We start from the raw sequence: 12,927 nt of genomic DNA on the forward strand, positions 1-12,927 counted from the left end.
CAGCTTTAATCTTCCCGATAAATATTTCTCTATTTCCTTTGAGCATTTATCTATTTTGAATAAATTTGTTGGCATAAAAAAATAAAAATGAACACACCATCAGAATTAAAGTACACTAAAGATCACGAATGGATTAAGATTGAAGGTAACGTTGCTACAATCGGTATTACAGATTTCGCACAGGGCGAGTTGGGAGATATCGTATATGTAGATGTAGATACTGTAGATGATGAGCTTAATGGAGGAGACGTTTTCGGAAGTGTAGAAGCTGTAAAAACAGTTTCAGACTTATTCTTACCTATTTCTGGAAAAGTGATTGAATTTAACTCAGAATTAGAAGATCAGCCGGAATTATTAAATTCAGACCCTTACGGAGACGGATGGATCATTAAATTAGAAATTGCTGGAGGTGCAGATCATTCAGAATTACTTTCTGCAGAAGAATATCAGGCTATCATTGGATAGGATATCAAAAATATTTAGTAAGATTTTGCCCATTTATTGGGCATTTCTTACTTATATGCTGCTTAAGCCCGGAGAAGAGAATCACGAATACTGGTTCATGTTCAACGGTATCGACAAAGTTTTACATCTAAGTATATTCGCAATGCTTGGTTTCTGCTTCATGGCAGTCTTCCCAAAAATTAAGTTCTCTTACTTTTTTCAAATTATTCTTATTTACGCCTTTCTCACAGAGATCCTTCAGGAAGAAATGGGGCTCGGAAGATCCATGGAAACTCTCGATGTTGTTGCAGATACCATTGGATGCTTGATCGGCTATTATACATATAAGGTACTTATCAAACGTTTTTTCTGATTAACAAATAGGATTTCCTCAAAAGAAAAGTACATTTCATCAATGTTCATGAATTATTAGGAGCTTTATCCTGCTCTCCGCACTCGCTATTTTCTTTTAAAAGAAAATGAGCTCAGACAAATGCTGCGATCAGGGCTATATAAATATACTATATAATAAGAGGTAATTACAATAGTAACTTTTTTCTACAATTAAAACCTGTCAGGTTTCAAATTTCACGATATATTCACCTAAACAAATACTGCATCCATTCTTAAAACCAGCTCTGAGTACGTTTTGAGAAATAATTACGATTCATTTTGTTATTGTGGATAAGTGTGTGTTCTGATTTATGTAAAAGTGTATCAATATATTATGTCTATAATTTTCCCACAATTGTAATTCTGTTTTAATTTTATGTTAAGTAAGTTTGGAAGTGTAGGGTTAAAGTCTTTATCTTTGCCCCACTGAAAACGAGAGTATATCAGTAAGCGCAGAAGAGCCTTTAGATGGGCAAAAAGATTAAGAAAATCACTTTAGGATACGAAGAGAAACAATCAAAAATTTTTAGAAATAAAAGTTGCGGGAGTTAAAAATTTTTGTATCTTTGCAGTCCGGTAAAACGGGAAGCGCAGGAGTGGGATTGAATGGTAAATAAAGAAATTAAGGTCATCAAAAAACTTTAAAAAATTCTCAAAAAACATTTGGTCATAAAGAAATAATTTTTTACTTTTGCACTCGCAAATACGGAGCGCCACTGACAGAGAGAGTGCTTCGGAAAAAGCGAAAGATTGGAAGATCATTGACATACAATATAACAACCAAGTAAGGAAAAACTAAAGCGTTAAAAACTTTGAGTGAGTCAGACAAACATACAATGGAGAGTTTGATCCTGGCTCAGGATGAACGCTAGCGGGAGGCCTAACACATGCAAGCCGAGCGGTATTTGTTCTTCGGAACAGAGAGAGCGGCGTACGGGTGCGGAACACGTGTGCAACCTGCCTTTATCAGGGGGATAGCCTTTCGAAAGGAAGATTAATACCCCATAATATATTAAGTGGCATCATTTGATATTGAAAACTCCGGTGGATAAAGATGGGCACGCGCAAGATTAGATAGTTGGTAGGGTAACGGCCTACCAAGTCAGTGATCTTTAGGGGGCCTGAGAGGGTGATCCCCCACACTGGTACTGAGACACGGACCAGACTCCTACGGGAGGCAGCAGTGAGGAATATTGGACAATGGGTGAGAGCCTGATCCAGCCATCCCGCGTGAAGGACGACGGCCCTATGGGTTGTAAACTTCTTTTGTATAGGGATAAACCTTTCCACGTGTGGAAAGCTGAAGGTACTATACGAATAAGCACCGGCTAACTCCGTGCCAGCAGCCGCGGTAATACGGAGGGTGCAAGCGTTATCCGGATTTATTGGGTTTAAAGGGTCCGTAGGCGGATCTGTAAGTCAGTGGTGAAATCTCACAGCTTAACTGTGAAACTGCCATTGATACTGCAGGTCTTGAGTAAGGTAGAAGTGGCTGGAATAAGTAGTGTAGCGGTGAAATGCATAGATATTACTTAGAACACCAATTGCGAAGGCAGGTCACTATGTCTTAACTGACGCTGATGGACGAAAGCGTGGGGAGCGAACAGGATTAGATACCCTGGTAGTCCACGCCGTAAACGATGCTAACTCGTTTTTGGGGCTTCGGCTTCAGAGACTAAGCGAAAGTGATAAGTTAGCCACCTGGGGAGTACGTTCGCAAGAATGAAACTCAAAGGAATTGACGGGGGCCCGCACAAGCGGTGGATTATGTGGTTTAATTCGATGATACGCGAGGAACCTTACCAAGGCTTAAATGGGAATTGATCGGTTTAGAAATAGACCTTCCTTCGGGCAATTTTCAAGGTGCTGCATGGTTGTCGTCAGCTCGTGCCGTGAGGTGTTAGGTTAAGTCCTGCAACGAGCGCAACCCCTGTCACTAGTTGCCATCATTCAGTTGGGGACTCTAGTGAGACTGCCTACGCAAGTAGAGAGGAAGGTGGGGATGACGTCAAATCATCACGGCCCTTACGCCTTGGGCCACACACGTAATACAATGGCCGGTACAGAGGGCAGCTACACAGCGATGTGATGCAAATCTCGAAAGCCGGTCTCAGTTCGGATTGGAGTCTGCAACTCGACTCTATGAAGCTGGAATCGCTAGTAATCGCGCATCAGCCATGGCGCGGTGAATACGTTCCCGGGCCTTGTACACACCGCCCGTCAAGCCATGGAAGTCTGGGGTACCTGAAGTCGGTGACCGTAAAAGGAGCTGCCTAGGGTAAAACAGGTAACTAGGGCTAAGTCGTAACAAGGTAGCCGTACCGGAAGGTGCGGCTGGAACATCTCATTTTAGAGCGTCTTTAGACGTAAAACAAAATTAGTGTCCTAGACACAAAGTACTTATTCAAAGTAAAGCTTTAGTTTTTTGTTTGGTTGGTTTATAAGTAAAAAGATAAAAGTAAAAAGAGCCAAGTAATTGGATCGTAAAAAATTACTCATTACTAATTACTTATAAATATATAAAAAATAAAACCCACTAGAAATTAGTAAAAGGGAAAGAGATTGAGAAATGGACAGGAGGAAAAGGATTACTTATTACTCATCACCCATTGCTCATACAAAGTCTCGTAGCTCAGCTGGTTAGAGCGCTACACTGATAATGTAGAGGTCGGCAGTTCGAGCCTGCCCGAGACTACTAATTAAGGCGGCTGGCAAATGGCTTATAGCTTATGGCAAAAAAGCCCGAAGCAATTAGCAATAAGCCAACAGCAACTAGAGGGGGAATTAGCTCAGCTGGCTAGAGCGCCTGCCTTGCACGCAGGAGGTCAAGGGTTCGACTCCCTTATTCTCCACAGTTTTGGAAGACTGATTTAAAAGTTACGGATGGAGCCAAAAACAACATCTGTTCATCAGTCGGAAAAGAAGAAATTAAGATCATTGACATTAACGGTAAAGACATCACAAAGAGAAAACCGAGCACTTATAAGTGCTTGAGTAACCTAAAAATAGGAAAGAAATCGTTAAGGGCGTATGGCGGATGCCTAGGCTTTCAGAGGCGAAGAAGGACGTGGTAAGCTGCGAAAAGCTCGGGGGATTGGCACACACGAATTGATCCCGAGATGTCCGAATGGGGCAACCCGGCTAGTTGAAGACTAGTCACCTCGTAAGAGGAGCAAACCCGGAGAACTGAAACATCTAAGTACCCGGAGGAAAAGAAATCGAAGAGATTCCGTAAGTAGTGGCGAGCGAAAGCGGATTAGCCCAAAAGCTTTTATATGTTTAATAGAATGTTCTGGAAAGAACAGCCATAGAGGGTGATAGCCCCGTATATGAAAGGCATATTTGAGTGATAAATGAGTAGGGCGGGACACGTGAAATCCTGTCTGAATATGGGGGGACCATCCTCCAAGGCTAAATACTCCTGAAAGACCGATAGTGAACAAGTACTGTGAAGGAAAGGTGAAAAGCACTTCGAATAGAAGGGTGAAATAGAACCTGAAACCGTACGCCTACAAGCGGTCGGAGCCCACAAGTTGGGTGACGGCGTGCCTTTTGCATAATGAGCCTACGAGTTAATTTTACTAGCGAGGTTAAGGACTTCAGGTCCGGAGCCGGAGCGAAAGCGAGTCTGAATAGGGCGCATAGTTAGTAGGATTAGACGCGAAACCTTGTGATCTACCCATGGGCAGGTTGAAGCTCTGGTAACACAGAGTGGAGGACCGAACCGGTTGACGTTGAAAAGTCTTCGGATGACCTGTGGGTAGGGGTGAAAGGCCAATCAAACTGGGAGATAGCTCGTACTCTCCGAAATGCATTTAGGTGCAGCGTCGCAAATGAGTTTATTAGAGGTAGAGCTACTGATTGGATGCGGGGGTTTCACCGCCTACCAATTCCTGACAAACTCCGAATGCTAATAAATGTTCTGCGGCAGTGAGGGCATGGGTGCTAAGGTCCATGTCCGAGAGGGAAAGAACCCAGACCAACAGCTAAGGTCCCCAAATATATGTTAAGTTGAAGCAACGCGGTTGGACTGCATTGACAGCTAGGATGTTGGCTTGGAAGCAGCCATTCATTTAAAGAGTGCGTAACAGCTCACTAGTCGAGCGGTCCGGCATGGATAATAATCGGGCATAAACATATTACCGAAGCTATGGATTTGTATTAATACATCTGGTAGGAGAGCATTCTGTTTGCGCCGAAGCAGTATCGTGAGGTATTGTGGAGCGGACAGAAAAGAAAATGTAGGCATAAGTAACGATAAAGGGGGCGAGAAACCCCCTCACCGAAAGACTAAGGTTTCCTCAGCCATGCTAATCAGCTGAGGGTTAGTCGGGACCTAACGCGAACCCGAAAGGGGTAGTGGATGGACAATGGGTTAATATTCCCATACTTGCTCACACTAAAAAGGGGACGGTTCGACGTAGCTATTGAAGACGGACGGAAGTGTCAAGGCCTAGCCTTCGGGCGAAGCTGTTATAGTGAAATCGGATCCAAGAAAAGCCGAAGTGAAGCAACCCGTACCAAAACCGACACAGGTGGTCGAGGAGAGAATCCTAAGGTGCTCGAGTGAGTCGTGGCTAAGGAACTAGGCAAAATAGTCTCGTAACTTCGGAAGAAGAGACGCCAGCAGCAATGCTGGCCGCAGTGAAGAGGCCCAGGCGACTGTTTATCAAAAACACAGGACTCTGCTAAATCGAAAGATGCTGTATAGGGTCTGACACCTGCCCGGTGCTGGAAGGTTAAGGAAGGGCGTTAGCGTAAGCGAAGCGTTTGACTGAAGCCCCAGTAAACGGCGGCCGTAACTATAACGGTCCTAAGGTAGCGAAATTCCTTGTCGGGTAAGTTCCGACCTGCACGAATGGTGTAACGATCTGGGCACTGTCTCAGCCACGAGCTCGGTGAAATTGTAGTATCGGTGAAGATGCCGATTACCCGCAATGGGACGAAAAGACCCTGTGAACCTTTACTATAACTTCGTATTGACTTTGAGTAAGTAATGTGTAGGATAGGTGGGAGACTTTGAAGCTGGCACGCTAGTGTTGGTGGAGTCGACGTTGAAATACCACCCTTTACTTACTTGGAGCCTAACTTCTTTAAGAAGGACATTGCGTGGTGGGTAGTTTGACTGGGGTGGTCGCCTCCAAAAGAGTAACGGAGGCTTTCAAAGGTACCCTCAGCACGCTTGGTAACCGTGCGTAGAGTGTAATGGCATAAGGGTGCTTGACTGTGAGACCTACAAGTCGATCAGGTGCGAAAGCAGGACATAGTGATCCGGTGGTTCCGTATGGAAGGGCCATCGCTCATAGGATAAAAGGTACTCCGGGGATAACAGGCTAGTCTCCCCCAAGAGCTCACATCGACGGGGAGGTTCGGCACCTCGATGTCGGCTCGTCACATCCTGGGGCTGGAGAAGGTCCCAAGGGTTGGGCTGTTCGCCCATTAAAGTGGCACGCGAGCTGGGTTCAGAACGTCGTGAGACAGTTCGGTCTCTATCTATTGCGGGCGTTAGATGTTTGAGAGGGCTTGATTCTAGTACGAGAGGACCGAATTGAACAAACCTCTGGTGTATCAGTTGTACCGCCAGGTGCACCGCTGAGTAGCTACGTTTGGAAGAGATAAGCACTGAAAGCATATAAGTGCGAAACTCGCCTCAAGATGAGACATCTTTTAAGGGTCGTTGGAGATGACAACGTTGATAGGCTACAGGTGTAAAGTTGGTAACAGCATAGCCGAGTAGTACTAATTACCCGTAGATTTATAGCCTATTGGTTATTACTAAAACAAGCCTTATAAGTGCAACACTGGTTTTGCCTTTGTGATGAAATTTACCGATAAAAAGCTCATGGCCAATGGCAATCAGCCAATAGCCAACAGCTATATACAACCTTTAGGGTGGTTTTAGCGGTGGGGCTCACCTGTTCCCATTCCGAACACAGAAGTTAAGCCCACCAGCGCCGATGGTACTGCGACAAGCGGGAGAGTAGGTCGCCGCCAGTTTTTATTTAAAAGTCTCATACAGTTATGTATGAGACTTTTTGCGTTTTATACTATTTACTATATACATTAAACCTCATTCATTTATTTGAATGAGGTTGTTTGGTTTATACTATATCCTTCTCCCTTTTTAAACTTTTTAAGGCATTAGATACTTAAATGCTAGACATTAGATATTAGACATATCAAAATAATCTAAGTATATTTATTTTACATCGTTTTATAACATTAGATACTGAAATTCTTTGCGTAAAATTTATGACCCAGTTATTGTCCCCACTTTTGAGCTTAGTACGAAACGATTTATCTAATAACAACTTTTGATACATTACCGCTTCTAAAAAATCTCCCAAAAATAAAAATCTTTTCGAGAGTAAATTATAAAGTCCAGGAACCCAATTAACCAAAGGATCTTCTCTATTATGAATAAACCAACTCAAAACCTGTAGCACTAAAACAAAATAGATAAGCTGAATTTTTCTATCATTAAATTATCCAAGCCTCCAATAAAAGTTCCAATACTTATGTTCTTCCATCTTCAGGCATAAAATATCAAACGTTAGTTTAAAAATATTTGGTCACGGAGTCAGCTAGTTAAGTTCAAATATGAATTTAAATTTAATTTTATGTTAAGTAAGTTTGGAAGTGTAGGGTTAAAGTCTTTATCTTTGCCCCACTGAAAACGAGAGTATATCAGTAAGCGCAGAAGAGCCTTTAGATGGGCAAAAAGATTAAGAAAATCACTTTAGGATACGAAGAGAAACAATCAAAAATTTTTAGAAATAAAAGTTGCGGGAGTTAAAAATTTTTGTATCTTTGCAGTCCGGTAAAACGGGAAGCGCAGGAGTGGGATTGAATGGTAAATAAAGAAATTAAGGTCATCAAAAAACTTTAAAAAATTCTCAAAAAACATTTGGTCATAAAGAAATAATTTTTTACTTTTGCACTCGCAAATACGGAGCGCCACTGACAGAGAGAGTGCTTCGGAAAAAGCGAAAGATTGGAAGATCATTGACATACAATATAACAACCAAGTAAGGAAAAACTAAAGCGTTAAAAACTTTGAGTGAGTCAGACAAACATACAATGGAGAGTTTGATCCTGGCTCAGGATGAACGCTAGCGGGAGGCCTAACACATGCAAGCCGAGCGGTATTTGTTCTTCGGAACAGAGAGAGCGGCGTACGGGTGCGGAACACGTGTGCAACCTGCCTTTATCAGGGGGATAGCCTTTCGAAAGGAAGATTAATACCCCATAATATATTAAGTGGCATCATTTGATATTGAAAACTCCGGTGGATAAAGATGGGCACGCGCAAGATTAGATAGTTGGTAGGGTAACGGCCTACCAAGTCAGTGATCTTTAGGGGGCCTGAGAGGGTGATCCCCCACACTGGTACTGAGACACGGACCAGACTCCTACGGGAGGCAGCAGTGAGGAATATTGGACAATGGGTGAGAGCCTGATCCAGCCATCCCGCGTGAAGGACGACGGCCCTATGGGTTGTAAACTTCTTTTGTATAGGGATAAACCTTTCCACGTGTGGAAAGCTGAAGGTACTATACGAATAAGCACCGGCTAACTCCGTGCCAGCAGCCGCGGTAATACGGAGGGTGCAAGCGTTATCCGGATTTATTGGGTTTAAAGGGTCCGTAGGCGGATCTGTAAGTCAGTGGTGAAATCTCACAGCTTAACTGTGAAACTGCCATTGATACTGCAGGTCTTGAGTAAGGTAGAAGTGGCTGGAATAAGTAGTGTAGCGGTGAAATGCATAGATATTACTTAGAACACCAATTGCGAAGGCAGGTCACTATGTCTTAACTGACGCTGATGGACGAAAGCGTGGGGAGCGAACAGGATTAGATACCCTGGTAGTCCACGCCGTAAACGATGCTAACTCGTTTTTGGGGCTTCGGCTTCAGAGACTAAGCGAAAGTGATAAGTTAGCCACCTGGGGAGTACGTTCGCAAGAATGAAACTCAAAGGAATTGACGGGGGCCCGCACAAGCGGTGGATTATGTGGTTTAATTCGATGATACGCGAGGAACCTTACCAAGGCTTAAATGGGAATTGATCGGTTTAGAAATAGACCTTCCTTCGGGCAATTTTCAAGGTGCTGCATGGTTGTCGTCAGCTCGTGCCGTGAGGTGTTAGGTTAAGTCCTGCAACGAGCGCAACCCCTGTCACTAGTTGCCATCATTCAGTTGGGGACTCTAGTGAGACTGCCTACGCAAGTAGAGAGGAAGGTGGGGATGACGTCAAATCATCACGGCCCTTACGCCTTGGGCCACACACGTAATACAATGGCCGGTACAGAGGGCAGCTACACAGCGATGTGATGCAAATCTCGAAAGCCGGTCTCAGTTCGGATTGGAGTCTGCAACTCGACTCTATGAAGCTGGAATCGCTAGTAATCGCGCATCAGCCATGGCGCGGTGAATACGTTCCCGGGCCTTGTACACACCGCCCGTCAAGCCATGGAAGTCTGGGGTACCTGAAGTCGGTGACCGTAAAAGGAGCTGCCTAGGGTAAAACAGGTAACTAGGGCTAAGTCGTAACAAGGTAGCCGTACCGGAAGGTGCGGCTGGAACATCTCATTTTAGAGCGTCTTTAGACGTAAAACAAAATTAGTGTCCTAGACACAAAGTACTTATTCAAAGTAAAGCTTTAGTTTTTTGTTTGGTTGGTTTATAAGTAAAAAGATAAAAGTAAAAAGAGCCAAGTAATTGGATCGTAAAAAATTACTCATTACTAATTACTTATAAATATATAAAAAATAAAACCCACTAGAAATTAGTAAAAGGGAAAGAGATTGAGAAATGGACAGGAGGAAAAGGATTACTTATTACTCATCACCCATTGCTCATACAAAGTCTCGTAGCTCAGCTGGTTAGAGCGCTACACTGATAATGTAGAGGTCGGCAGTTCGAGCCTGCCCGAGACTACTAATTAAGGCGGCTGGCAAATGGCTTATAGCTTATGGCAAAAAAGCCCGAAGCAATTAGCAATAAGCCAACAGCAACTAGAGGGGGAATTAGCTCAGCTGGCTAGAGCGCCTGCCTTGCACGCAGGAGGTCAAGGGTTCGACTCCCTTATTCTCCACAGTTTTGGAAGACTGATTTAAAAGTTACGGATGGAGCCAAAAACAACATCTGTTCATCAGTCGGAAAAGAAGAAATTAAGATCATTGACATTAACGGTAAAGACATCACAAAGAGAAAACCGAGCACTTATAAGTGCTTGAGTAACCTAAAAATAGGAAAGAAATCGTTAAGGGCGTATGGCGGATGCCTAGGCTTTCAGAGGCGAAGAAGGACGTGGTAAGCTGCGAAAAGCTCGGGGGATTGGCACACACGAATTGATCCCGAGATGTCCGAATGGGGCAACCCGGCTAGTTGAAGACTAGTCACCTCGTAAGAGGAGCAAACCCGGAGAACTGAAACATCTAAGTACCCGGAGGAAAAGAAATCGAAGAGATTCCGTAAGTAGTGGCGAGCGAAAGCGGATTAGCCCAAAAGCTTTTATATGTTTAATAGAATGTTCTGGAAAGAACAGCCATAGAGGGTGATAGCCCCGTATATGAAAGGCATATTTGAGTGATAAATGAGTAGGGCGGGACACGTGAAATCCTGTCTGAATATGGGGGGACCATCCTCCAAGGCTAAATACTCCTGAAAGACCGATAGTGAACAAGTACTGTGAAGGAAAGGTGAAAAGCACTTCGAATAGAAGGGTGAAATAGAACCTGAAACCGTACGCCTACAAGCGGTCGGAGCCCACAAGTTGGGTGACGGCGTGCCTTTTGCATAATGAGCCTACGAGTTAATTTTACTAGCGAGGTTAAGGACTTCAGGTCCGGAGCCGGAGCGAAAGCGAGTCTGAATAGGGCGCATAGTTAGTAGGATTAGACGCGAAACCTTGTGATCTACCCATGGGCAGGTTGAAGCTCTGGTAACACAGAGTGGAGGACCGAACCGGTTGACGTTGAAAAGTCTTCGGATGACCTGTGGGTAGGGGTGAAAGGCCAATCAAACTGGGAGATAGCTCGTACTCTCCGAAATGCATTTAGGTGCAGCGTCGCAAATGAGTTTATTAGAGGTAGAGCTACTGATTGGATGCGGGGGTTTCACCGCCTACCAATTCCTGACAAACTCCGAATGCTAATAAATGTTCTGCGGCAGTGAGGGCATGGGTGCTAAGGTCCATGTCCGAGAGGGAAAGAACCCAGACCAACAGCTAAGGTCCCCAAATATATGTTAAGTTGAAGCAACGCGGTTGGACTGCATTGACAGCTAGGATGTTGGCTTGGAAGCAGCCATTCATTTAAAGAGTGCGTAACAGCTCACTAGTCGAGCGGTCCGGCATGGATAATAATCGGGCATAAACATATTACCGAAGCTATGGATTTGTATTAATACATCTGGTAGGAGAGCATTCTGTTTGCGCCGAAGCAGTATCGTGAGGTATTGTGGAGCGGACAGAAAAGAAAATGTAGGCATAAGTAACGATAAAGGGGGCGAGAAACCCCCTCACCGAAAGACTAAGGTTTCCTCAGCCATGCTAATCAGCTGAGGGTTAGTCGGGACCTAACGCGAACCCGAAAGGGGTAGTGGATGGACAATGGGTTAATATTCCCATACTTGCTCACACTAAAAAGGGGACGGTTCGACGTAGCTATTGAAGACGGACGGAAGTGTCAAGGCCTAGCCTTCGGGCGAAGCTGTTATAGTGAAATCGGATCCAAGAAAAGCCGAAGTGAAGCAACCCGTACCAAAACCGACACAGGTGGTCGAGGAGAGAATCCTAAGGTGCTCGAGTGAGTCGTGGCTAAGGAACTAGGCAAAATAGTCTCGTAACTTCGGAAGAAGAGACGCCAGCAGCAATGCTGGCCGCAGTGAAGAGGCCCAGGCGACTGTTTATCAAAAACACAGGACTCTGCTAAATCGAAAGATGCTGTATAGGGTCTGACACCTGCCCGGTGCTGGAAGGTTAAGGAAGGGCGTTAGCGTAAGCGAAGCGTTTGACTGAAGCCCCAGTAAACGGCGGCCGTAACTATAACGGTCCTAAGGTAGCGAAATTCCTTGTCGGGTAAGTTCCGACCTGCACGAATGGTGTAACGATCTGGGCACTGTCTCAGCCACGAGCTCGGTGAAATTGTAGTATCGGTGAAGATGCCGATTACCCGCAATGGGACGAAAAGACCCTGTGAACCTTTACTATAACTTCGTATTGACTTTGAGTAAGTAATGTGTAGGATAGGTGGGAGACTTTGAAGCTGGCACGCTAGTGTTGGTGGAGTCGACGTTGAAATACCACCCTTTACTTACTTGGAGCCTAACTTCTTTAAGAAGGACATTGCGTGGTGGGTAGTTTGACTGGGGTGGTCGCCTCCAAAAGAGTAACGGAGGCTTTCAAAGGTACCCTCAGCACGCTTGGTAACCGTGCGTAGAGTGTAATGGCATAAGGGTGCTTGACTGTGAGACCTACAAGTCGATCAGGTGCGAAAGCAGGACATAGTGATCCGGTGGTTCCGTATGGAAGGGCCATCGCTCATAGGATAAAAGGTACTCCGGGGATAACAGGCTAGTCTCCCCCAAGAGCTCACATCGACGGGGAGGTTCGGCACCTCGATGTCGGCTCGTCACATCCTGGGGCTGGAGAAGGTCCCAAGGGTTGGGCTGTTCGCCCATTAAAGTGGCACGCGAGCTGGGTTCAGAACGTCGTGAGACAGTTCGGTCTCTATCTATTGCGGGCGTTAGATGTTTGAGAGGGCTTGATTCTAGTACGAGAGGACCGAATTGAACAAACCTCTGGTGTATCAGTTGTACCGCCAGGTGCACCGCTGAGTAGCTACGTTTGGAAGAGATAAGCACTGAAAGCATATAAGTGCGAAACTCGCCTCAAGATGAGACATCTTTTAAGGGTCGTTGGAGATGACAACGTTGATAGGCTACAGGTGTAAAGTTGGTAACAGCATAGCCGAGTAGTACTAATTACCCGTAGATTTATAGCCTATTGGTTATTACTAAAACAAGCCTTATAAGTGCAACACTGGTTTTGCCTTTGTGATGAAATTTACCGATAAAAAGCTCATGG

2 protein-coding genes, 4 tRNA genes and 5 rRNA genes are annotated in these 12,927 nt (G+C 44.7%); all 11 read left to right on the plus strand.

Going from position 1 to position 12,927, the window contains the following annotated elements; all coding sequences use genetic code 11:
• The first annotated feature begins 87 nt into the window (after positions 1 to 87).
• The 11 genes from gcvH to P0Y62_16205 all read left to right on the plus strand — a co-directional run bounded on the left by gcvH (position 88) and on the right by P0Y62_16205 (position 12,844).
• Positions 88 to 465, plus strand: coding sequence for a glycine cleavage system protein GcvH (gcvH, locus tag P0Y62_16155; GenBank protein WEK69368.1), 378 nt, complete (start codon positions 88 to 90; stop codon positions 463 to 465).
• 25 nt (positions 466 to 490) lie between these two features.
• On the plus strand, positions 491 to 817 hold the full coding sequence (locus P0Y62_16160; protein WEK69369.1) for a VanZ family protein: 327 nt from the start codon (positions 491 to 493) through the stop codon (positions 815 to 817).
• Between the two features lie 853 nt (positions 818 to 1,670).
• Positions 1,671 to 3,187, plus strand: a 16S ribosomal RNA gene (locus tag P0Y62_16165).
• Positions 3,188 to 3,458: 271 nt separating this feature from the next.
• Positions 3,459 to 3,532, plus strand: a tRNA-Ile gene (locus P0Y62_16170).
• Positions 3,533 to 3,615: 83 nt separating this feature from the next.
• Positions 3,616 to 3,689: transfer RNA gene (locus P0Y62_16175), tRNA-Ala, on the plus strand.
• 158 nt (positions 3,690 to 3,847) lie between these two features.
• Positions 3,848 to 6,600: ribosomal RNA gene (locus P0Y62_16180) — 23S ribosomal RNA — on the plus strand.
• 125 nt (positions 6,601 to 6,725) lie between these two features.
• Positions 6,726 to 6,834: ribosomal RNA gene (gene rrf, locus P0Y62_16185) — 5S ribosomal RNA — on the plus strand.
• Positions 6,835 to 7,914: 1,080 nt separating this feature from the next.
• Positions 7,915 to 9,431, plus strand: a 16S ribosomal RNA gene (locus P0Y62_16190).
• Positions 9,432 to 9,702: 271 nt separating this feature from the next.
• Positions 9,703 to 9,776, plus strand: a tRNA-Ile gene (locus tag P0Y62_16195).
• 83 nt (positions 9,777 to 9,859) lie between these two features.
• Positions 9,860 to 9,933, plus strand: a tRNA-Ala gene (locus tag P0Y62_16200).
• A gap of 158 nt (positions 9,934 to 10,091) precedes the next feature.
• Positions 10,092 to 12,844 (plus strand): 23S ribosomal RNA (locus tag P0Y62_16205).
• Together the 16S, 23S and 5S rRNA genes with 4 tRNA genes alongside form the textbook arrangement of a ribosomal RNA operon.
• Positions 12,845 to 12,927: the final 83 nt, after the last annotated feature.

It is taken from the genome of Candidatus Chryseobacterium colombiense (assembly GCA_029203185.1).
Classification (GTDB): domain Bacteria; phylum Bacteroidota; class Bacteroidia; order Flavobacteriales; family Weeksellaceae; genus Chryseobacterium; species Chryseobacterium colombiense.

What these genes read in the sequence shown, in the direction of transcription:
- gcvH (WEK69368.1), top strand. Translation starts at nt 88, where the DNA reads ATGAACACACCATCAGAATTAAAGTACACTAAAGATCACGAATGGATT.